13 protein-coding genes and 1 tRNA gene are annotated in these 22,591 nt (G+C 62.8%); 9 read left to right on the top strand and 5 right to left on the bottom strand.

The features are described from left to right. Nucleotides 1-46: 46 nt before the first annotated feature. Genes pflB through JQ611_RS11420 form a run of 4 tightly spaced genes read left to right on the top strand, consistent with a single transcriptional unit; the run spans nucleotide 47 to nucleotide 5,780 of the window. The gene (gene pflB / locus JQ611_RS11435; protein WP_212262868.1) at nucleotides 47-2,317 is read left to right on the top strand and encodes a formate C-acetyltransferase; all 2,271 of its coding nucleotides are present in this window, start codon (nucleotides 47-49) and stop codon (nucleotides 2,315-2,317) included. Between the two features lie 13 nt (nucleotides 2,318-2,330). Next, entirely contained in the window at nucleotides 2,331-3,158 is an 828-nt protein-coding gene (gene pflA / locus JQ611_RS11430; protein ID WP_212262869.1) for a pyruvate formate-lyase-activating protein, read from the top strand. Between the two features lie 25 nt (nucleotides 3,159-3,183). Continuing rightward, nucleotides 3,184-4,782 carry an aspartate:alanine exchanger family transporter gene (locus JQ611_RS11425; RefSeq protein WP_212262870.1) on the top strand — a complete coding sequence of 533 codons (1,599 nt, stop codon included), beginning with the start codon at nucleotides 3,184-3,186 and terminating at the stop codon, nucleotides 4,780-4,782. Nucleotides 4,783-4,820: 38 nt separating this feature from the next. Further along, complete coding sequence (locus tag JQ611_RS11420) at nucleotides 4,821-5,780, top strand: formate/nitrite transporter family protein (protein ID WP_249133096.1); 960 nt, start codon at nucleotides 4,821-4,823, stop codon at nucleotides 5,778-5,780. Nucleotides 5,781-5,993: 213 nt separating this feature from the next. On the opposite strand, the gene JQ611_RS11415 is transcribed toward JQ611_RS11420, so the two are convergent. The 3 genes from JQ611_RS11415 to JQ611_RS11405 form a co-directional block, all read right to left on the bottom strand. Then, nucleotides 5,994-6,069: transfer RNA gene (locus JQ611_RS11415), tRNA-Lys, on the bottom strand. Between the two features lie 148 nt (nucleotides 6,070-6,217). Then, complete coding sequence (locus tag JQ611_RS11410; protein WP_212465486.1) at nucleotides 6,218-9,034, bottom strand: glycosyltransferase; 2,817 nt, start codon at nucleotides 9,032-9,034, stop codon at nucleotides 6,218-6,220. Between the two features lie 189 nt (nucleotides 9,035-9,223). After that, nucleotides 9,224-9,796: a beta-1-3, beta-1-6-glucan biosynthesis protein gene (locus JQ611_RS11405; RefSeq protein ID WP_212262873.1), complete on the bottom strand. Its 573-nt coding sequence runs from the start codon at nucleotides 9,794-9,796 to the stop codon at nucleotides 9,224-9,226. A gap of 343 nt (nucleotides 9,797-10,139) precedes the next feature. On the opposite strand from JQ611_RS11405, the gene JQ611_RS11400 reads away from it, so the two are divergent. Continuing rightward, nucleotides 10,140-11,765, top strand: coding sequence for a beta-(1-6) glucans synthase (locus JQ611_RS11400; protein ID WP_212465485.1), 1,626 nt, complete (start codon nucleotides 10,140-10,142; stop codon nucleotides 11,763-11,765). Here JQ611_RS11400 and JQ611_RS11395 read toward each other — a convergent pair. Further along, nucleotides 11,725-12,105: a hypothetical protein gene (locus JQ611_RS11395; protein ID WP_212262875.1), complete on the bottom strand. Its 381-nt coding sequence runs from the start codon at nucleotides 12,103-12,105 to the stop codon at nucleotides 11,725-11,727. The genes JQ611_RS11400 and JQ611_RS11395 overlap by 41 nt on opposite strands. A 141-nt stretch (nucleotides 12,106-12,246) precedes the next feature. Further along, nucleotides 12,247-13,671, bottom strand: a complete 1,425-nt coding sequence (locus JQ611_RS11390) for a hypothetical protein (protein ID WP_212465484.1) — start codon at nucleotides 13,669-13,671, stop codon at nucleotides 12,247-12,249. A 167-nt stretch (nucleotides 13,672-13,838) separates the two neighbouring features. Here JQ611_RS11390 and glmU point away from each other — a divergent pair, with 167 nt between their 5' ends. From glmU to JQ611_RS11370, 4 genes are all read left to right on the top strand, one after another. Continuing rightward, a complete protein-coding gene (glmU, locus tag JQ611_RS11385; RefSeq protein ID WP_212390617.1) occupies nucleotides 13,839-15,197 on the top strand; it encodes a bifunctional UDP-N-acetylglucosamine diphosphorylase/glucosamine-1-phosphate N-acetyltransferase GlmU in 1,359 nt (452 codons plus the stop codon). Between the two features lie 989 nt (nucleotides 15,198-16,186). Next, a complete protein-coding gene (locus tag JQ611_RS11380; protein WP_212465483.1) occupies nucleotides 16,187-19,630 on the top strand; it encodes an autotransporter domain-containing protein in 3,444 nt (1,147 codons plus the stop codon). A 204-nt stretch (nucleotides 19,631-19,834) separates the two neighbouring features. Beyond that, the gene (gene glmS / locus JQ611_RS11375) at nucleotides 19,835-21,661 is read left to right on the top strand and encodes a glutamine--fructose-6-phosphate transaminase (isomerizing) (protein WP_212270255.1); all 1,827 of its coding nucleotides are present in this window, start codon (nucleotides 19,835-19,837) and stop codon (nucleotides 21,659-21,661) included. Nucleotides 21,662-21,758: 97 nt separating this feature from the next. Beyond that, nucleotides 21,759-22,532 (top strand): DUF502 domain-containing protein, encoded by a 774-nt coding sequence (locus JQ611_RS11370; protein WP_212390747.1) that lies wholly within the window; start codon nucleotides 21,759-21,761, stop codon nucleotides 22,530-22,532. Nucleotides 22,533-22,591 lie beyond the last annotated feature (59 nt).

The raw sequence follows: 22,591 nt of genomic DNA, 5'->3' as shown, positions 1-22,591 counted from the left end.
CATCGCGGGCGCCCAACCAATCAGTCTAAGCGGTGGGAGAAGCACCATGAAGGCAAGCGCAGCCCTGAGGAAGGAAGCTGATGCCGGAGATTGCTGGAACGGTTTTCGGCCTGGAGACTGGCTCAGCTCCATCAACGTTCGCGACTTCATCGTCCGCAACGTGACGCCCTACACAGGCGACGAAGCTTTTCTCGCCGGACCGTCGCAGCGCACCAAGGCCGTTTGGGCGAAATTGCAGCCGTATTTCACCGAGGAAAGAAAAAAGGGAGTGCTTGCGGTAGATGCTCAAACTCCCTCGACATTGCTTGCCCACAAGGCCGGCTATATCGATCGTGACAACGAAATCGTCGTGGGTCTTCAGACCGACCAGCCTTTCAAGCGGGCGATTTTTCCCTTCGGTGGGTTGCGGATGGTCGAGGCGGGCCTCAAGGCCGCGGGCTTCGAGCCCGACCCGGCTGTCCACAAGGCTTTCACGAACTACCGAAAATCGCATAACGACGGCGTCTTCGACGCCTATACGCCCGAGATCATGAATTGCCGACGGTCCGGGATTATCACGGGCCTGCCGGATGCTTATGGCCGCGGCCGCATTATCGGGGACTACCGGCGGGTAGCTCTTTACGGGATCGATCGGCTTCTCGAGGCCAAGCGTGCCGAGCGTAAGCAGATCGACGGCATGTGGCCGAGCGATGACATCATTCGGCTGCGCGAAGAACTATCCGACCAGATGCGCGCGCTCGAGGACCTTGCTTCGATGGCGAAGCTATACGGCCACGACATATCGAAGCCCGCCCACAATGCCCAGGAAGCATTCCAATGGACCTACTTTGCCTATCTGGGGGCGATCAAGGAGGCCAATGGGGCGGCAATGTCCATCGGACGCATATCGAGCTTCCTGGACATCTACATCGAACGGGACCTGAAGGCGGGCGTTCTCGACGAAGGCAGAGCTCAGGAACTCTGGGATCAGCTGGTTCAGAAGCTCCGTATCGTTCGTTTCCTGCGCACGCCCGACTACGACGCGCTATTCAGCGGAGACCCCTATTGGGCGACCGAGTGTGTCGGCGGTATGGATCTGGACGGGCGCACGCTGGTGACCAAGAGCAGCTATCGCATGTTGCACACGCTTTCAAATCTTGGCCCAGCACCCGAACCGAACATTACGGTTCTCTGGTCCAGCCATATGCCCACAACATTCAAGCGCTATTGCGCCAAGGTCAGCCGCGATACGTCATCCCTTCAGTACGAGAACGACGATCTGATGCGTCCGTTCTGGGGTGACGATTACGGCATTGCCTGCTGCGTTTCAGCGATGCGCCTGGGCAAGCAGATGCAGTTTTTCGGCGCCCGCGTAAACCTGGCGAAGGCGCTGCTGTACGCGATCAATGGCGGCCGCGACGAGGTCTCAGGCGAGCAGGTCGCCCCCGAAACGCTGCCGGTCGCGGGCGACTTCCTCGACTACGACGACGTGATGGCCAAGTTCGATACTACCATGGAGTGGCTGGCACGCACATACGTGCACGCGATGAACTGCATCCACTACATGCACGACAAGTACTTCTACGAACGCCTGGAGATGGCGCTTCACGATCGCGACATTCTCAGAACCATGGCATTCGGCATCGCCGGCCTCTCGGTGGTGGCCGACAGCCTCAGCGCGATCAAGTACGGAAAGATCCGCGTCGCCCGCGATGAGAAAGGATTGGTGGTTGACTACCAGAACGAGGGGAACAAGGCGACGCCGCAGTTCGGCAACAACGATGACCGCGTCGATCAAATCGCGTCGGACATCGTCACCAGCTTCATGGGGAAGATACGAAAGCACCCCACCTACCGCAACGCGACGCACACACAGAGCGTGCTCACCATCACTTCGAACGTGGTGTACGGCAAGGCTACGGGAAACACCCCCGATGGCCGCCGCAAGGGCGAGCCGTTCGGGCCGGGCGCAAATCCGATGCACGGCCGGGACAGCCATGGCTGGCTCGCCTCCTGCCTGTCCGTTGCCAAGCTTCCTTACAAGGACGCGCAGGACGGCATCAGCTACACGGTCTCCGTCGCTCCACAGAAGGCGCATCTGTCCGAGAGTCAGTTGATCGATGAAGCCGTCAAGGCGTTCGACGTCTATTTCGATCGTGGCGGGTTCCACATGAACCTGAACGTGATCGACAAGGACACGCTCGAGGACGCCATGAAGAATCCGGACAAGTACCCGCAGCTCACCATTCGAGTCTCGGGCTACGCCGTCAACTTCGTTCGTCTGACGCCGGAGCAGCAGCGAGATGTGATCAGCCGCACTTTCCACGGCCAGATCTGAATCGAGGTGCACCATGTCGACGGTGCAGACACTTGAACCCGGAAGCCGTCATGACCTCCGGGTAGGCATTTCACCCGACGCGCCCGACGAAAGCCAGTTCAAGGACGAGAAGGGCGCGTTCGGATATTGCCATTCCTACGAAACCTCGTCCCGATACGACGGGCCGGGGCTGCGCGTGGTGCTGTTCGTCTCCGGCTGCCTCTTGCGCTGCACGTACTGCCACAATCCGGATACCTGGCATCTGAAGGACGGGACCTACGTTTCGGTCGATCACGTGCTCCGTCGGCTGGGCGATTTCGCGCCCGCCCTTCGCTCGCTCGGCGGGGGCCTGACCATTTCCGGCGGCGAGGCGATGGTCCAGTTGGCGTTCACGCGGCGGATATTCGCCGGCGCGAAAGCAATGGGCCTGCACACGGCCATCCAGACCTCCGGATTTCTGGGCGATCGCGTCGATGAAGAATACCTGTCGAACATTGACCTCGTCCTGCTCGACATCAAGAGTTCGGATCCCGAGACGTACCGACGGGTGACGGGCCGCGATCTCGCGCCGACGCTGCGCTTCGCCGAGCGGCTGGCTTCGCTGTCGAAGCCGACGTGGATCCGCTTCACGCTCGTCCCCGGAGAGACCGACGATCCCGCCAACGTCGAGGGCATCGCCCGGTTCGTCGCGCCGATGAAGAACGTTGAATGGGTCGAGGTGCAGCCGTTCCACCAGATGGGCGCGTTCAAGTGGAAGGCGATGGGGCTCGACTACAAGCTTCTCGATACTCCGACGGCCGGCCGGGAGCTGGTGGATCGGGTGATCGGGCAATTCCGCGCGGCAGGCTGCCGGGTGCGCTGACGACAGGCTGGGGAGACCGGACATCATGTTGGACCTTGTTCGCGAGATCATCGGAAGTCAGCCGATACTGACGGCGTTTCTCGCGATCGGGTTGGGCTACCTGGTCGGTCAGATCAGTATCGGGGGTTTTTCTCTCGGCGTCGGCGCCGTTCTTTTCGTGGGCCTTGCCATCGGTGCGTTCGCCCCCAAAGCCCAGATCATTGGACCAATCGGGCTGACAGGACTGATCATGTTCCTGTATGGGATCGGGATCCTCTACGGCAGGCAGTTCTTCGAAGGCATGTTCGGCGTCGGGCAGAAGTACAATCTGCTGGCGCTTGTCGGATGCATAGCCAGCTTGATCGTTGCGCTTGGGCTCGGGCACATTTTCGGTATCAAGATCGGACATACGCTCGGCATCTATGCCGGATCAATGACGAGCACCGCCACACTCCAGGCTGCGCTCGACGTTATGAAGAACAAGGATCCGTCGATCGGCTATTCCATTGCCTACCCCTTCGGGGTCATCGGTCCAATCCTGTGCATTTACTTTATGACCCAGATCGTAAAGCCGAAATTTCCGGCCAAGGCGCAGCGGTTCCACATGGGCGAAATTTCGATCGGTGAAAGCCATGCCGGAAAGCGACTCGACGAACTGACGACGGCGCTCGGCGGTGTGCGGGTCACGATGGTTCGAAAGGGCGGACACAACTTCGTTCCTGCAGCCGATACCGTCTTGACCGCGGGCGATGCCATTCTCGTGGTCGCGGAGGAGAATGAAGCAATTGCCAGGGCGGCCGCCACGCTTGGAAAACTGGAGCCCGGCCGCTTGGCCAGCGACCGCGCTGATCTCGACTACATCAGAGTCTTTGTCGGCAAAGCCGGCGTGGTCGGAATACCTCTTGCCGATCTCCCGATGCCGACCGGCTATCCAACCCATTTATTGCATGTCCGTCGTTATGATGCGGACCTCGTGCCGGCGCCGGACCTGATGCTCGAATTCGGCGACCGGATCGGGATACTGATGCCTCCGGACCGCAAGGAGGAGATTCGGCGCTACTTCGGCGACACGGTGAAGGCGGCGGCCGAATTCAGCTACGTCTCGCTCGGGCTCGGAATGGTCATGGGTGTCCTGCTTGGGCTCATTCCGATTCCGATTCCTGGAGTAGGCGTGGTGACGCTCGGTATCGGAGGAGGACCGCTGATCGTCGCTCTCATCCTTGGCAAATTGCGGCGCACTGGCCCAATGCTCTGGACCATGCCGCTACCAGCGAACATCGTCTTGCGAAACTTCGGACTTGCGATGTTTCTTGCTACCGTCGGCGTCAACGCAGGGCAGCCCTTTGTTCGAACCGTCGCGGAATCCGGGTTCACAATGCTCTTTATCGGGGTTGCCGTTCTTCTGACGACGGTGTTCATCGTCCTGCTGGTCGGCCACTACGTTCTGAAGATCCCGTACGACGACCTAGTGGGCGTGGCATCCGGGGCGACAGGGAATCCGGCGATTCTCGTCTATTCGACCAAAATGGCGCCCACGGAGCGGCCCGACATCGGCTACGCCATGATCTTTCCTTCCATGACGATAGTGAAGGTAATCGCCACGCAGATTGTGGGCCTCCTCATGGTTGGCAGCAGCGCCGACTAGGTGACTGATCAGAACCGGGCCCTTGCCATGGTTCATTCATGAACAGGATCTCGCAGATCGACGGTCCTGGTGAAGATCGCTCGCTGGGCAGGCACGGGAGACACGGAATGGCTGATCGGGCATCCCCGCCGCAACCACCGATCTTCAATTTGAATGCGTACAGCCCGGCTGAGATCAAGGAGGCGGTCGAAAAAGTCGGAGTCAAGAAGACGAACCTTCCCTTTCTGGCTTCATTTATGCTGGCGGTAATCGCAGGGGGCAGCATCGGACTAGGCGCGCTTTACTATACCGTCATCGTCAGCGATGCGGGGCTGAGCTTCGCCGCGGCGCGTGTGATGGGCGGAGTGGCGTTTTCGCTCGGGCTCGCCATCGTTCTGGTCGGCGGAGCCGAACTCTTCACGGGAAACAATCTGATCGTGATGGCTTGGGCGAGCGGACATGTGACGACGAAGGAAATGCTGCGCAACTGGGTCGTCGTCTATTTCGGTAATCTGATCGGCGCGCTCGGACTTGTCGTCCTGGTCTTCCTTTCGCATCATCTCGAAATGAATGGAGGCCGCGTCGGCCTGTCGATATTGAATACGGCTGTCGCCAAGATCCAGCCCGACGCCGTGACGTTATTCTTCAAGGGAGTTTTGTGTAACCTGCTCGTTTGCCTGGCGGTGTGGCTTGCGTATGCCGGCCGGTCGGTTACCGACAAGATTGTTGCGCTCCTATTTCCGGTCTCCGCCTTCATCGCCGCTGGGTTCGAGCACTGCGTCGCCAACATGTATTTCCTGCCTTTGGCCTGGTTGATGGCGCGAACAGGCAATGTCCCTCCTGATTTCGACGCGTCAGTCATCACAATGGCGGGCATCATTCACAATCTGGTGCCGGTCACGCTCGGCAACATCGTCGGTGGTGCCGGCCTCGTCGGCGCAATGTATTGGATGATCTATCGGGCAGCCTTCGGCAAGGGCGGCAAGCGCAATGCTACTCATGGCAACGAAGGTTCATGAAGTAGCTGCCAAGAATCGTCTATCGCGTCGGAACGGGTTTGTAGTCGCCGCAATAGACGATGAGCCCGACGATCGCATTTCCCCGAGCGTGATTTTCTGCTCGCGCTTCACTCGGAGATTGCGGCAACTGATTTGCCCACACAGTGCCCACACAGACGATTTTCGAGAGGGGTGATGAGAGGAAGAAAATCGGTCTAAGTTATTGATTTTGCATGGTGAGCGCGGAGGGACTCGAACCCTCGACCCCATGATTAAAAGTCACGTGCTCTACCGCCTGAGCTACGCGCTCACTCGACGCGCTGTGTAGGGGGCGGACCCCTGCGGGTCAATAGCGCCGGCGCCAGAAAATGTTGGGCTGTGCGATCCAAATTCCTGAGGTTCGGCTTGCGGTTAGTCCGGCTTCTTCAAGCGGGCTGCGCCGATGGATTCACCGTCCGTTAATTGGCTTCCCGGCGAATCTCGGATGCCACCGGCTGGGAGGGGCGCGCGACCGTCGGCAGCCGGACCGGGCGGATCCCGATCAGTTCCGCCGTGCGCACCGCGCTGTTGCGCCAGAAGGCGAACGAGTTGGTGCGGGAGTTCTCCAACAGCGCAATCGCGACCGCGGACAGGAACGGCAGGCTTTGCAGCACCAGTACGCCAGCGAACACGTAGATTTCGTGCACCTGCTTGGATCCGTTCGTGACCACCAGCACGGCAGCGCCGATCAGAAGCAGCACGCCGATCACGGCCTCCCAGAACGCCTGGAATTCGATCGACATCCGCGACAGGCCGCCCTTGGAGGTGCGGGCAAAAGCGAGGTGCTCCGTTATCAGGCCCTGGGCGACGGCGCGCGACACGGTCCACTGCACGCTCATCGCCGCGATCATGGCGCCCAGCATCTGGCCGGCCTTGATCTTCACGCGCAGGCGATAGAGCGCGATGAAATGCACCAGCGAGACGACGAAGGAGGCGATGATCGGAAACGTCAGGATCTTGTCGGGAATGGCGATGTCGGCAAACGCCACGATCGGAACCCAGATCAGGTTGAGGATCGCAACCACCACGCCAAGGCTCTCGGCGCCGAGCCAGTTCAGCCAGCCGAGCGAAAATTCCCGGCGTTGATCGGGGCTAAGCCGGCTCGCGCCGGGCAGGAAGCGCCGCCAGTGCTTCTTGACGATCTGGAAGCCGCCGTAAGCCCAGCGGTGGCGCTGCTTCTTGAACGCTTCATAGGTGTCGGGGAGCAGGCCCTCGCCGTAGCGGACGTTGGTGTAATGCGTCAGCCAGCCCTGTTGCTGGATGGTCAGCCCGAGATCGGTGTCCTCGCAGATTGTGTCGCTGGACCAGCCTCCAGCCATATCCATCGCGGAGCGGCGGATCAGGCACATCGTGCCGTGCACGATGATCGCGTTGAACTCGTTGCGCTGGACCATGCCGATGTCGAAGAATCCGGCATACTCGCCGTTCATGATGTAGTGCATCAGCGAGAGGTCGCCGTCGCGGTGCTCCTGCGGCGCCTGCACCAGGCCGACGCGGGGGTCCGCGAAGACAGGGACGAGGTCCTTCAGCCAGTCCGGATGCACGACATAGTCGGCGTCGATGATGCCGATGATTTCGGCGTCCGCCGCGGTGCGCTCCATCGCGATGCGCAGCGCGCCGGCCTTGAAGCCCTGCACCTTCTCGGCGTTGATGAACTTGAAGCGTTCACCGAGCGCACGGCAATGATCCTGGATCGGCTGCCAGAATGCCGGGTCGGGCGTGTTGTTGATGATGCAGACGCATTCGAAGTTCGGATAGTCGAGCCGGGCCACCGCGTCGAGCGTCTGCTTCAGCATCTCGACCGGCTCGAAATAGGCGGGAATGTGGATCGACACCTTCGGGAAGGTGACGTTCTCGCCGATGGTGGCGGGCGCCAGCGGCGCGCTCTTGGTGATCAGCCGGCGCGGGCCGCGGCCGAAGGCGACCGCCGCGATCTCCTCGATCCGCGCCATCGCGATCAGCACCAGCGGCACCAGCAGGATCAGGCCCAAGGTCAGCGCGAAGGCTGAGCCGAATACGAAATAGTGAGTATCCCAATAGGCGAATACGGTGGCAGTCCAGGCGCCGACGCCGTTCGCGGCCGCCGACAGCATGACGGTCTGCATGATCGTCGGCCGGTCGAGGCGCAGGATCGGCAGCGACAACAGGACGCCGACCAGCAGCGCGATGAGCGCCAGCTTCCAGTAGTTCACATTCACGATCGGGCCGGTCCATGCGAATTTGGGTTCGCGCGAAGCATCCAGGATGCCCCAATAAGGTCCGACACCGCCTTCGTTGAATTTCCAGGGCTTATCAATCGCCTCGACGATGTTGTAGTCCATGCCGATGGCGTCGGCACGGGTCACGAAATTGCGCAGCACCGACGCCTGCTCGAACGGACCGGGCTCGGCGTTCCGCAGATTGTAGCCTGCGCTCGGCCAGCCGAATTCGGCAATGACGATACGCTTTCCCGGGAACTGGTCGCGCAACAGTTGGTACATGGCGACGGCCTGGTCCACCGCTTGTTTGTCGGTGAAGTTTTCCCAATAGGGAAGGACATGCGCGCCGATGAAGTCGGCGGAGTTGGCCAACTGCGGATAGTCGCGCCAGATGTTCCAGATCTCGCCTGTCGTCACGGGAACGTTGACGGATTTCTTGATCCGCTGGATCAGCCGTCCCAAACGAATGACGTTGTTTTGCGCCGTCATCCATTTCACCGCTTCGGCCCGCTTGTCTTCAGGCTGCGCTTCCGCTTCCTGAAGCCGCTGGGCTTCCTCGCGAACGATGCGTGCTCCTTCGGAGTCCAGGTCCGCTGGCGACACAAGGTTCTCGATCGGGACTTGCTCGCCCCGGTAGATGGTTTCGTTGCCGACGACGACCCCGATGACGTTGCTGTTTTTCCGCGCGAGATTGATGACCGCCTCGATCTCGCGCTTGTTGCGGTCCTTGTCCTTGTCGATCCAGGCGCCCACCGTAACCTTGAGGCCGAACTCAGCAGCAATTGCCGGCACCAGTTCGTTGCCTTCGGTCGACGCGTACAGGCGAATCGCCCGTGTCAGCGTCGAGAGTTTTTTCATATCGGCGCGAATCTTCTCCGCGTCGCCGTCAACGACGACGTGCTCCGGCTCAAACGGCGTGTAGGAGAGGCTCGGCAGATTGCCCCGGAAATCGGGCGCTGGCCGCTTTTCCTGGAACAGACCCCACAACGCAGCATGAGCTGCGGTCACAAACAGCAGAACGGCGACGACGACACGCATCGGCGGCTAAACCATACGGGGCCCAAATGAGGGGAAAGCGAACCCGTCCCCTAGGTTCGACCGACAACGCGGCTTCATGAGGATAATCCTGCCGCACAATTTAACAACTGGTATGACGCCATGGCGTTTTAAGGGCGCGGACGATTCAAACGCTGAAAAATTTGAATCGTTCCCGGCAGTTACGGCCGGTTACTTCGCCGGCGTCGGGCTGGCGCTGGGGGCCGGCGAGGGCGCTGCCGCTGGCGTGGGAGCTGCGTTGCCGGCGGTCGGGGGCGTGGCCGGGCTGGCCGCCACCGCAGCCTGCGGTTGGGCCGCCGGATTGATCCAGCAGGCGTGAACCCTGTCGTCGAGGCTCCTAGGCACCTTGTCGTCGATCTGTCCCCCGAAGCGGGTCAGGCAGCGGAACGTCGCCTGGACATGGCCGCCGGGGCAACCGAACCGGTCATAGAGGTCCAGATGCCGGAATGCCGTATCAAGGTCGTCGCGCCACATCAGACGGACCACGCGCCGGCCGAGCCAGACGCATTCCGGGTTCCCGCCGGGGCCGTTGATGACCTGCGAAGCCTCGCCGAATTCATCGGTTTTCCGCTGATTATCCTTGGTCGGGTCGGCCGGATTGGCCGCCGGGGGCTTGCCGGACTGGTCCGGGGCGGGGGTGCCGCTCTGGGCGAAAACCCCGCCTGTGCCGAGCAGGAGGGCAAGGCCTGCAACGGCGAGATGGCGCAAAACCGCATTCTTGAGATCAGGCCCACTGCGACGCATACATTCCCCGACTTGTTTCATGGCCACTGAATTCCCAAAAAGGCAATTCCCGCGGCCCGTGATGGCTTGGCTAGTTGCCGTCCAAATAGGTCTCCAATGCGGCGGAGACACTGCCGGATTCCCATGACCGTTATTTCGGTTTTTGTCCAGCAAACTCACAACTTTATCGTGGCGTGGTAAAATCGCCGCAGGAAGGTCGGCGGGAAGACTTGGATCGAGAGGATTTGGATGAAGTCTTAGGTGAAGACTTTAGGGGGAGACTTGGGTCAGGTCTTTGGATTAGGTCTATCCTGGACTTGGCAGAACGCCGGTGACCGGCTAATCGACGGTCCCCGCCCGGAGGATGGAACCGATTTCTCTTCGTACGCCGCTGGCGCTTCTCCTGACATCGCTAGGTATGATCGCAGCTTTGTGGTGGTGGTTGGCCACCCCGATCACGCTTGTGCGCGCCCCGATCGATCCCAACGCCAAATTGCAATGCGTTTCCTACGCGCCGTTCCGCGACGGGCAGACGCCGCTGATTCCGACCACGCATATCAGTGCGGAACAGATTGCGCAGGATCTGGCGCAACTCGCCAAGATCACCGACTGCGTGCGCACCTATTCGATCGAGAACGGCCTCGACCAGGTTCCGGCACTCGCCGCCAAGGTCGGGCTCAAGGTCATGCAGGGCGTCTGGCTCAGCAGCAACCGGATCAAGAACCTTTCGCAGATCGCGATCGCGGTCGGCCTGACCAAGCAATATCCAGGCGTCATCACCGCTCTGGTGATCGGCAACGAGGTGCTGCTGCGCGGCGAGATGACGACGTCGGATCTGGCGGCCTACATCCGCGGGGTCAAGCCGCAGGTCACCGTTCCCGTCACCTATGCCGATGTCTGGGAATTCTGGCTGCGCAACCGTGAGATCTACGACGCGGTCGACTTCGTCACGATTCATATCCTGCCGTACTGGGAAGACATTCCGGTGCGCGCGAAGTTTGCCGCCTCCCATGTCGATTCGATCCGCAAGCGGATGGCGGTCGCCTTTCCGGGCAAGGAAATCCTGATCGGCGAGACCGGCTGGCCCAGCGCCGGGCGGATGCGCGAGGGCGCGTTGCCGTCGCGCACCAACCAGGCGCGGGTGGTTTCCGAAATTCTCGATCTCGCCAAGCGCGAAGGCTTTCGCGTCAATCTGATCGAGGCGTACGACCAGCCTTGGAAGCGCCAGCTCGAGGGCACCGTCGGCGGCTATTGGGGCCTGATCGACGCGGCGCAGCGGGCGGTGAAATATCCGCCAGGCGAGGCCATCAGCAATTTTCCGTTCTGGAAGCTGCAGATGGGATGCGGCATGGCGCTGAGCTTTTTCGTGTTTTTCGCGGGCTGGCTGACGTTGCGGCGGCGGCCCTGGCAGCCGCGGCTGGCCGCCTGGCTTGTGGTCGGCACCTCAGCGACGATCTCCGGCATGCTGCTCGGCGTCGCCGCCGACAAGATGTTCTACGAGAGCTACGGGACCGGCGGCTGGCTGCAATGGGGGGCGCTGCTCGCGGCCGCGATCGCTTCACCGATGCTGTGCGCCAACGCTGCGATGTCGGGACGGCCGCTGCCGACCTTCCTCGAATTGCTCGGTCCGCGCGACGGCCGGACCGGATCGGTGCTGTCGGTGCTGCTCGGCCTGACGCTGGTTGTCGCCACGCTGATCGGCGCGGCGACCGCGCTCGGTTTTGCGTTCGATCCGCGTTATCGCGACTTTCCGTTCGCGTCGCTGACCATGGCCGTGGTGCCGTTCGCCGCCTTGATGCTGGTCAACCGGCCGAAAGAGGGCACTCGCCCGATCGCCGAATCGGCCTTTGCCGGACTGCTCGCGGTGGCCACGCTCTATATCGGCTTCAACGAAGGCCCGCAGAACTGGCAGGCGATGTGGACCTGCGCGATCTACTTCCTGCTCGCGCTTACGCTGTGGCGGGCGCGGGCCGTGCAAATCCCAAAATAAGCAGCCCGATCGCGATCCCCGACAGCGCGACGTTATAGAGCACTATCCCGAGCCCGGCTGCGATCAGGCCGCCGGTCAAAAGCACGATCGACGGCCGCATCACGTGAAGCACCGCGATGATCAAGGCGACGATGCCGAACACCGAATTCTTGAACAGGGTGGTGGCGAGCGTACGGGCCTTGCAGATCATCGTCTGCAGGCCGGCGTCGCACGCCAGCGCGACGGTGGAGAACTCGACCGCAAGATAGCGCAGATACAGCGCGTAGCCGACGGTGACGAAGCCGACCACCAACAGGAACTGCACCTGATAGGGCGTCAGCCGGAACGGAATTTTTTTCACAGCGGCATTTTCTCGAGCGTGGATGGATGGCGGGGCGAATATGGTCGGGAATGGCCGCCGGGACAAGTCACTGCAGAACATTAAGGAGTGTCACAAGCAGATCAGAGTCTGACCGCAACCCATTGTATTACAATGAAATATCTATTGGCCTCTCTTGCCGAACCAGGACGAGACCGCCGATGTCGATGTTTCCGGTCGCTTTGGCGGCTCCTCCGCGACGACGGCCGCTCGTTTCGCCACCGCACCCCGCCGGCGCGGCGAAGGTTTTGCGCTCGGCGCAGGCGCGGGGTTGTCACCGGTCAGCGACAGCCGTTGGCCGTCGAAGATCGCCGTCTCGCAGTTCCGCTTGTTTTCGGTCAGGACGGCGCAGATCCGGGCGGCAGCTCCGGCGTCGTTGATGGGACCGGCCACCAGCCGAAGCTGCATGCCGAGCCCGTTGGTGCTTTCCTTGATCACGATGATCGGGCGGAGCGCGGCGAGCGGCGCGTTCGATCTTGATTTCAACAGCCCGCGCCACAGCGCGCGCAGGCCGGGGACCGAATTGGCGGTGCCGAGATCGACCCCGAATTGGGTCCGTTGGACCGGGACCTTCGGGGCGGTTTCCTCGTCCGCCGCGGCGTCCGTGGCCGGCGCGGCCGCCATCACTTCCGGGATCGGGCTCGCTGTCACCGGACTCAGGGGTCTGCTGGGTTCGATCAGCTTGGTGGCGGACGGATCGGGCGGCGCCATGAAGGATTGTGAGGCGACCAGCGGCGTAGCCGGCGTCGCAGCGTCGGCCTTCGCAACTTCGATCTTCACGGTATCGATTTTCGCAGTATCGGACTTTACCGCTTCAGGCTTTAGCGGTTCAGGCTTAACCGCCTCAGCTTTGGCCAATTCAGGTTTGGCGGCTTCAGACCTTATCGGATCGGTCTTCTTTGCTTCGATCTTCGGCAACTCGGGCTTGATGGTTTCCTTGGCGGTCTCCTTGCCAATGTCTTTGGCCGAATCCTTGGCAACGGATGAAACCGCCGCCGGACCCGGTTCGGCTGGGCCTGGATTGGCAACGGGTTTGTCAGGTATTGCCGCCGCCGTCTGCGTCGCCACCGGCGCGACGGTGGGGGCGGGAGTTTGCGCGGCTTGGGCTTGGGGCTCGGCAGGCGAAGGCGCTGCCGGGGCCGGCGATGTCGCGGCGGAATTCTGGCGGGCGATGGACCCGGTCACGGAGTCCAGCCCGCGTTCCAGGCCGGTGACGCGGGTGTAGAGCCGGTCGCGATCGCTGTTGAGCGTATCGATGGCCGCGGCGAGCCGTCGCGCCTCGCGTTCCGTTTGATTGGCAACATTCTGGATCTGCTGCGCTCGCTGGCCGAGATCGGCCGCGGCCATCTGGTCGCGCTTCCATCCAAACTGGGTCTGGTTGGCCATCACGGCGACGACGACCGCGGCCACCGCACCGACACCCCACGATCCGAGCCGCCACAGCGCGCGGCGGTCGAGATCCTCTTCCTCGGCCAGCAAACCGCTCAGCACGCCGCCGGTATTGTCCGTCTCGAGGCCGCCAGCGCGATGGTCGGAATTCTTGGCCAAACGTCTTTGGCCCTCCCGAGGCCCGCCGAATCACAGGTCAAACATTAACAGGAATTCTGCCATGATCTTGAATCCGGAACTTTGCGGGACGGCGAATCGGGTTTCCACTCACAGCGAAAACACCTAAAGACGGCGCCGGCGCATTTTTTGATATTTGAGGACTTCGCATGACTGCTCGATCCAGCCTGACGGTGGTGCTCGCGGCCGGCGAGGGGACGCGGATGCGGTCCTCGTTGCCCAAGGTGCTGCACCCGGTGGCCGGCCAGTCGCTGCTGGCGCATGTGCTGGATGCCGCCCCGAAGGGCGCGGGCGCCTCGCTCGCCGTCGTGATCGGCCCCGATCACAAGGCGGTCGCCGACGAGGTTGCGCGGATACGCCCCGATGCCGCGACCTTCATCCAGCGCGAACGCCTCGGCACCGCGCATGCGGTGCTGGCGGCCCGAGAGGCGCTGGCGCGCGGCGCCGACGACCTGATCGTGGCGTTCGGCGATACGCCTTTGATATCGGCCGAGACGTTTGCGCGAATGCGCGCGCCGCTAGAGAAGGGCGCAGCCCTCACCGTGCTCGGTTTTCACGCCGCCGACCCGACCGGTTACGGCCGCTTGCTGATCGAAGGCGATCACCTGGTGGCGATCCGCGAGCATGCGGATGCCAGCGCCGAGGAGCGCAAGGTCACGCTGTGCAATGCCGGGGTGATGGCGTTCGACGGCAAGAAGGCGCTCTCGATCCTCGATCGGATCGGCAACGCCAACAGCAAGGGCGAGTATTACCTGGTCGATGCCGTCACACTCATCAGGGACATGGGATTGGAGGCCGTCGTGATTGAAACCAGCGAGGATGAAGTGCGCGGAATCAACACCAAGGCGCAGCTTGCCGAAGCCGAAGCTGTGATGCAGGCGCGGCTGCGCAAGGCAGCGCTCGACGCCGGCGTGACGCTGATCGCGCCGGAAACCGTGCATCTTGCCGCCGACACCACCTTCGGCAACGACGTCACCATCGAGCCGTTCGTGGTGATCGGCCCCGGCGTCACCATCGCCGACGGCGCGGTGATCCATTCGTTCTCGCACATCGTGCAGGCCTCGATCGGCAAGAAGGCGTCGGTCGGCCCGTATGCGCGGCTGCGGCCCGGCACCTCGCTCGGCGACGGCGCGCGGGTCGGAAATTTCGTCGAGACCAAGGCCGCTCACCTGGAAGCCGGCGTCAAGGTCAACCATCTCTCCTACATCGGCGACGCCCATGTCGGCGCCAATTCCAACATCGGCGCCGGCACCATCACATGCAACTATGACGGCTTTTTCAAGCACAAGACCACGATCGGCGAGGGCGCTTTCATCGGCACCAATTCGTCGCTGGTGGCACCGGTGAAAATCGGCAAGGGCGCCTATATCGGCTCGGGCTCCGTCATCACCAAGGACGTGCCCGACGATGCGCTTGCCGTCGAGCGCAGCCCGCAGAACAACCGCGACGGCGGCGCGGCGCGCTACCGCGAGATGAAGCTGCGGGCGAAGGCGAAGAAGGAAAGTTGAGCGCGAGGCGACGAGCTCTTTCCACTTGTCGTCCCGGCCTTGAGCCGGGACCCATACCGCGTGATCTCTCGATGAAACTTCGGTAGCAGAGAGCCTTCGCAAAACTACTCCCTGTGGTTATGGGTCCCCCGATGCGCAATTGCGCATCTGAGCTCAAGCCCGGGACGACGGCGGTGTTTGTAGTTGCGCCATCACCCAAACGTAAGTTCGCATTCTCGCGACGCGTTGCGCCCGAGCTTTGTCTAGAAATTCTCCGCCCTCTCGATTCAGAGGGCGCAGGGAAGACCGGGTGCGCGCTGCACCCGCGGTCTCGTGTGCGGTTTGCACAGAAAAGTGTGCACACGAGCATACAGGGCAGCGGAGAACACCCGGCCTTCCCTGCGCAATGGCTTTACGGCTTATGCCGTGATCTCCCCGGAGACGAGTTCTTGGTTGACTCCGTCGCTGCCGTTTCCGCTTGCGCTTCTCCGACAGCTTGACGCCTGCAACGGGCGCCAGGACCACACGGTTTTGCCGTACGCCCGTCCGCGCCGTCGTCTCAGCGCAAACCAGCGTCCATCGCAACCCGTCCAACGTCCGTGACGACGGCCGACGCCCTTCTGAGTAGGACGGGATGGGCATAGATGTGCCCCTGATTTGGGTCGAAGTAAAGGAGAATATTTTTGATTTTCAGAAATTTATGACTTGACATCATTTCTGATAATCGCAACTGATTTGCCCGTCGGGTTGTTTTGCCGCACCTTTACCGCCCGGCGATATCGCTCGACGGACATAACGCTACCATGTCGTGCGGTCCCCTTCGGCAGATGCCCGCAAAAGTTGCAGCCAATTGTTGCGCCCCTGTCACACCACCGGCAAATCGACCGGACACGCGAGGAAACCCGGGGGCGCGTTATCCGGCGCTGCTACAGTTCGATTCTAACTGTTTTTCTTTTCGGTACGGCTGCGCCGGTCCTGTCGACCGCAGGCGTTTAGCTAGGAAATTTGAAATGCGCTTCCTGGGGTTCGTTGGGCGGTCGGACGGACCCCAATTCGCTGAATGCACGACGCTCTCTCCCCCGCGCCGCCGCTCCACGCTGCTGGCCGGCACGGCGTTTACCGGCGCGTTCGTCGCCGCCATCGTGGCTTATCCCCAGGGCGCGCTGGCGGCCTGCCTCGGCGAGAGCACGGCCAGCGTGACCTGCGATGCCGGTAACCAGGCGACCGCCGGCGCGCTCACTACGACCTTTAACGGCACTACCATCGTCGACAACAATGCGGGCGGCAAGATCGACGCTGGGGGTGCGTTCGCGAACGTCACGGCGGCGGGCAGTCTGACCTTCAACAACAACGACACGACGTTTGGCATCACCAACATTGCCGGCTCCGGCGTCACGCTCCTCAACAACTTCGGCGCCGTTACCTATATCGGAAATGCCGCTGTCACCGGGGCAGCCGATGCGATCACGGCAAGTTCGGCCAGCGCAGGAAATGTGACGGTCACCAGCAACGCGACGGCGCTCGGCACCAGTAATTCAGGCATCTCGGCTAACAAGACGGCAGGTAGCGGCGATATCCTGGTCAATGGCAGCGGCGCTGCGACCGGCGCGGATTTTGGCATCGTCGTCGGGCATAGCGGCACCAGCGGCGGCATCACGATCAGCGGGAGTGGCGGCGCCACCGGCACGGCCATTGCCGGAATCGGTGTCAGCATCTTCACGGCGACGAACGCGTCCAGCATCCTGATCGACCGTTCCGGCACCGTCACCGGCGCCTCGGGCATCAGCGCCAGCCACGCCGGCACCGGCAACATTACCGTCACCGGCGGCAGCCTCGTTTCCAGCACGGCCGGCACCGGCATCGAAGCGAAGCAGCTCAACAACGTCGCCGGCACCAACGGCTCCGTCACGGTGGGCGGGTCTGGCGACGTCAACGCCGTCGGCGGTTTCGGTATCACCGCGGAGGTCATCGGTACCCTCAATTCCGGCAGCGTCACGGTCAACCGCACCGGCAACGTGACGGCCACAAACGTCGGCATCATCGCCTCCGCGAGCGGCGGCGGCGACGTTACGGTGAGCGGTGTCGGCAACGTCAACTCCACCGGCGGCTCCGGCATTTTCGCAAGCGCCACAGGCGGCAATGGCAATGTGCTGGTCGCGCCTGCAGGCACCGTTACCGGCACCACGTTCGGCATATTCGCGTCGTCGTCCGGCACGGGAACGTTGACCTTAACCGTCGCGAACAATGTGACGGCGACGGTGGGCAACGGCATCAGCAACGCTACGGCTGCCGGACTCAATACCGTGAACGTCACCGCCGGGACGATCCAGGGGGCCCAGTACGGCATTCTTGCCACTTCGGGAACGGGCAACATCAACATCACGATTGGCGCCGGCGCGGCTGTGGTAGGCACGGTGGTCAGAGGCGTGTCTCTCACCGGTGGCACCGCCAACACGGTCGTCAACAATGGCACGATTACCGGTGGTCTCGGTCTTGTCACCACCGGAGGATCGACCGCGGTCACCAATACCGGCAGCATCACCGGCACCAACGGTACCGCCGTTGTCCTGGGCGGCGCCAACAATTCGTTCCTGATGAGCGGCGCGGGCGCCTCGCTGACCGGCAATGCGATCGGAGGCGGTACGGGCACGTTCCGCTTCGGCGGCAATGCCGACAACAGCTTCAATGTGAGCAAGATCCTCGGCGGCTGGACCTTGCTCGATAAAACCGGCACCTCGAACTGGACGCTGACCGGCACTAGTTCCTACGCGGGCGCGGTCACCGTCAACGGCGGCACGATGAGCGTCAATGGCAACATGTCGTCGGCGTCGACCTTCACGGTGAATGCCGGCGGCACGCTCGGCGGCAGCGGGATTGTCGGCGACACCATCGTCAACGCCGGCGGCACGCTGGCGCCGGGCAATTCGATCGGCACGCTCTCGGTCAGTGGCAGCCTGACGATGGCGGCGGCCTCGACCTATCTGGTGCAGATTTCGGGGACGGACAGCGACAAGACCAACGTGACGGGGACCGCCACGCTGGCGGGCAAGGTCACGGTCGATCCGCTGACGCGCGTCGCCACGACGACGACCTACAAGATTTTGACGGCGGGCACCGTCAGCGGCACGTTCAGTTCCGCAGGCTTTCTCGCCGCCAACAGTTTTGCGACCAACGCGCGGCTGAGCTATGTCGGCAATGACGTCCTGCTCACCGTCGATCCCGGCCTGCTGTCGCCGAACCTGCCGGCCGGTGCCACCATCAACCAGAAGAACGTCGCGGGTGCCATCGACAACGCGCTCAATGCCGGCGCGGCCATGCCGGCGGGCTTCAACGCGTTGTTCGCGCTGGCCGGAACCGGTCTCGGCAATGCGCTGACGCAGGTCTCGGGTGAAACCGCTACCGGTTCGCAGCACACCACGTTCAACGCCATGAACCTGTTCCTGGGCTTGATCACCGATCCGTTCATTGCCGGGCGTGGCGATCCGATCAGCGGTGGTGGCAATCCGAATGCGTATGCGGAGGAGGGGAGCCTCGCCTACGCTGCCAAGCGCAAGCCCGCCGACGCGCTGGCCGCGATCTACACCAAGGCGCCGCCGGTTGCGCCCCTGTTCGAGCAGCGCTGGACTGTGTGGGCGGCGGGTTTTGGCGGATCGCAGACGACGGATGGCAATACGGTCGTCGGATCGAACAGCACGCGCAGCAGCCTCGCGGCCGGTGCGGTCGGTGCCGACTATCGTATCTCGCCGAACACGCTGGCCGGTTTTGCGCTCGCCGGTGGCGGCACCAATTTCAGCGTCAACGGATTTGGCTCGGGCCGTTCCGACCTGTTCCAGGCCGGTGCGTTTATCCGGCACACTATCGGTCCGGCCTATATCACCGGCGCGCTGGCCTATGGCTGGCAGGACGTCACTACCGATCGCACGGTGACGGTCGCCGGCATCGACCAGCTGCGCGCGCAGTTCAACGCCAATGCGTGGTCGGGCCGCGTCGAAGGCGGCTATCGTTTTGTCAGCCACGGCTTTGGCTGGACGCCATACGCTGCCGGGCAGTTCACGACGTTCGAACTGCCGGCTTACACCGAGCAGGCGATCGTCGGCGCCAACACCTTTGCGCTGGCCTACAACGCCAAGAGCGTCACCAGCACCCGCAGCGAACTCGGCCTGCGCACCGACAAATCCTTTGCCGTGCAGAACGGCATCTTCACGCTGCGCGGCCGCGCGGCCTGGGCGCATGATTTCAATCCGGACCGCTCGATCGGCGCCACGTTCCAGACGCTGCCGGGCGCATCCTTCGTCGTCAACGGTGCGCGGCAGGCAGCTGACGCAGCGCTGGTGACCGGTTCCGCCGAGATGAAGTGGATCAACGGCTGGTCGATCGCCGGCACCTTCGAGGGCGAATTCTCGAACGTGACCGAGAGCTACGCCGGCAAGGGCGTGGTGCGCTACGCGTGGTGAGGCAGCGGGCAGGGAGGACACACCGTCCTCCGCGCCGAGTCCGCCTGGTCCTTCGACGCCGTTTACCAATGGCAAACGTTAAGCTTTCCGCTTAAGACTGTCTCAATCCGCAATAATTATTGAGTAGGTGGGTAGCCGCGTTTCCCGTTAAGGAACCTGGCGTTGCTTCGGCAAATTTTCGACGATTTGGGGATATTAAACCGCATGTGCGGCATTGTCGGCATTCTCGGACGCGCTCCGGTCGCGGAGCAGTTGGTGGATTCGCTCAAACGCCTGGAATATCGCGGCTATGATTCGGCCGGCGTCGCCACGCTGGAGGGCGACCATCTGGCGCGGCGCCGGGCCGAGGGCAAACTGAAAAACCTCGAAAAGCGGCTGGAGGCCGAACCGCTCGCCGGTCATACCGGGATCGGGCATACCCGCTGGGCTACCCATGGCCGGCCGACCGAGAACAACGCGCATCCGCATGCGACCGAACGCGTCGCCGTGGTCCATAACGGCATCATCGAGAATTTTCGCGAGCTGCGCGAGGCGCTGGAGAAAAAGGGCGCGGTCTTCAAGACCGAAACTGATACCGAGATCGTGCTGCATCTGGTCGACAATCTGCTCGCCCAGGGCATAGGTCCCGTGGAAGCGGTGAAGGCGGCGCTGTCGCAGCTGCGCGGCGCGTTCGCGCTCGGCTTCATCTTCGCCGGCGACAATGATTTGATGATCGGCGCCCGCAACGGCCCGCCGCTGGCGATCGGTCACGGCGACGGCGAAATGTATCTGGGGTCGGACGCGATTGCGCTCGGGCCGCTGACCAATACCGTCAGCTACCTTGAAGACGGCGACTGGGTGGTGCTGACGCGCAAGGGCGCCACCATCTACGACAAGGATAATGCGATCGTTCATCGCGACGCGATCAGGCACACGGCGTCGAGTTCGCTGGTCGACAAGGCGAACTACCGCCACTTCATGGCCAAGGAAATCCACGAACAGCCCGAAGTGGTCGGCCATACGCTGGCGCGTTACGTCGACATGGCGACCGACCGCGTGATGCTGCCGGTGACGCTGCCGTTCGACTTCAGGGGTGTGCAGCGGATCGCGATCGTCGCTTGCGGCACCGCGAGCTATGCCGGCCATATCGCCAAATACTGGTTCGAGCGGCTCGCCCGCGTGCCGGTCGAGGTCGATGTCGCCTCGGAGTTCCGTTACCGCGAGGCGCCGCTGCGCAAGGGCGATCTGGCGATCTTCATTTCGCAATCCGGCGAGACCGCCGACACGCTGGCGGCGCTGCGTTATGCGAAGTCGCAAGGCGTCCACACGCTCTCGGTGGTCAACGTGCCGACCTCGACGATCGCGCGCGAGAGCGAGACCGTGCTGCAGACGCTGGCGGGGCCCGAGATCGGCGTCGCCTCGACCAAGGCGTTCACCTGCCAGCTGATGGTGCTGGCCGCGCTGGCCGTTGCCGCCGGCAAGGCGCGCGGGGAATTGTCCGACGAGGACGAGACCAAGCTGGTCCATGGCCTCGTCGAAATTCCCCGCCTGATGGCCGCGGCGCTGACGACCGAACCGCAGATCGAAAAACTGGCGCGCGACATCGCCAAATGCCGCGACGTGCTCTATCTCGGCCGCGGCACCAGCTATCCCCTGGCGCTGGAAGGCGCGCTGAAGCTGAAGGAAATCTCCTACATCCACGCCGAGGGCTATGCCGCCGGCGAGCTCAAGCACGGCCCGATCGCGCTGATCGACGAGAACATGCCGGTGGTGGTGATCGCGCCGCATGACCGGGTGTTCGAAAAGACGGTCTCCAACATGCAGGAGGTCGCCGCCCGCGGCGGCAACATCATCCTGATGACCGATGCCAAGGGCGCGGCGGAGGCGACCATCGAATCCGTGGTCACCATCGTGCTGCCTGACATGGCTGCGACCTTTACGCCCATGGTCTATGCCGTTCCGGTGCAGCTTTTGGCCTATCATACCGCCGTGGTGATGGGCACCGACGTCGATCAGCCGCGAAATCTGGCCAAATCGGTCACGGTCGAATAGCCGCAGGGGCGGGCTTGCCGGCATCTCGGGCCTTCAAAAACCTGCTAGGATGGCTTAGCTGGAACAAGACCGGCTGCCCCCGCGACCTGGAACCGCAATGAATCCCCAAGATCTGCCCCCGTCCACCCCGGCCGACGCCCCGCCGGAAGCCCCACGCGGGCTAATGGCCCGTTTCCGCAACTATTTCCTGACCGGCCTCGTGGTCGCCGGACCGATCGCGATCACCTTCTATCTGACCTGGTGGTTCGTCACCTGGGTCGACAACCTGGTCCGTCCCTTCGTTCCGACCGCCTACCGGCCGGAAACCTATCTGCCGTTCGGGCTGCCGGGTTCCGGGCTGATCGTCGCCGTGATCGCGCTGACGCTGCTCGGTTTCCTGACCGCGAACCTGATCGGCCGGACCCTGGTCGACCTCGGCGAACGGCTGCTCGGCCGCATTCCGGCGGTGCGTGCGATCTATCGCGGCCTGAAGCAGGTGTTCGAGACGCTGTTCTCGGGGAACGGATCGAGCTTTCGCCGGGTCGGCCTCGTCGAGTTTCCCTCGCCGGGCATGTGGTCGATCGTGCTGATCTCGCAATCGCCGAGCGTCGACATCGCCAACAAGCTGCCCGGCCAGGATGAGCACATCTCGGTGTTCCTGCCCTGCGCGCCGAACCCGACCACGGGGTTCTTCTTCTACGTGCCGAAGAACAAGATCATCGAAATCGACATGAGCGCCGAAGACGCGGCAACGCTGATCATGTCCGCGGGCGTGGTGCAGCCGGGCTCCGATCCGCAGAAGAAGATCGCGGCCTTGGCCGCCACCGCGCAGGCCGCGCGTGTGGCGAGCGCCGCCAATGCAGCCACGCTGCAGCCGGCGAAGGTGGAGTAGGGCACCGTCTCTCTCCACGTCATTGCGAGGAGCCCTTGCGACGAAGCAATCCATCTATC

The organism is Bradyrhizobium sp. AUGA SZCCT0182, assembly GCF_018130185.1.
GTDB lineage: Bacteria > Pseudomonadota > Alphaproteobacteria > Rhizobiales > Xanthobacteraceae > Bradyrhizobium.
Note: the sequence above shows the minus strand (reverse complement) of the source record. Positions and strands in the feature narration are given on the sequence as shown.

What these genes read in the sequence shown, in the direction of transcription:
- pflB (WP_212262868.1), top strand. Translation starts at nt 47, where the DNA reads ATGAAGGCAAGCGCAGCCCTGAGGAAGGAAGCTGATGCCGGAGATTGC.
- pflA (WP_212262869.1), top strand. Translation starts at nt 2,331, where the DNA reads ATGTCGACGGTGCAGACACTTGAACCCGGAAGCCGTCATGACCTCCGG.
- JQ611_RS11425 (WP_212262870.1), top strand. Translation starts at nt 3,184, where the DNA reads ATGTTGGACCTTGTTCGCGAGATCATCGGAAGTCAGCCGATACTGACG.
- JQ611_RS11420 (WP_249133096.1), top strand. Translation starts at nt 4,821, where the DNA reads ATGAACAGGATCTCGCAGATCGACGGTCCTGGTGAAGATCGCTCGCTG.
- JQ611_RS11410 (WP_212465486.1), bottom strand. Translation starts at nt 9,034, where the DNA reads ATGCGTGTCGTCGTCGCCGTTCTGCTGTTTGTGACCGCAGCTCATGCT.
- JQ611_RS11405 (WP_212262873.1), bottom strand. Translation starts at nt 9,796, where the DNA reads ATGCGTCGCAGTGGGCCTGATCTCAAGAATGCGGTTTTGCGCCATCTC.
- JQ611_RS11400 (WP_212465485.1), top strand. Translation starts at nt 10,140, where the DNA reads ATGGAACCGATTTCTCTTCGTACGCCGCTGGCGCTTCTCCTGACATCG.
- glmU (WP_212390617.1), top strand. Translation starts at nt 13,839, where the DNA reads ATGACTGCTCGATCCAGCCTGACGGTGGTGCTCGCGGCCGGCGAGGGG.
- JQ611_RS11380 (WP_212465483.1), top strand. Translation starts at nt 16,187, where the DNA reads ATGCGCTTCCTGGGGTTCGTTGGGCGGTCGGACGGACCCCAATTCGCT.
- glmS (WP_212270255.1), top strand. Translation starts at nt 19,835, where the DNA reads ATGTGCGGCATTGTCGGCATTCTCGGACGCGCTCCGGTCGCGGAGCAG.
- JQ611_RS11370 (WP_212390747.1), top strand. Translation starts at nt 21,759, where the DNA reads ATGAATCCCCAAGATCTGCCCCCGTCCACCCCGGCCGACGCCCCGCCG.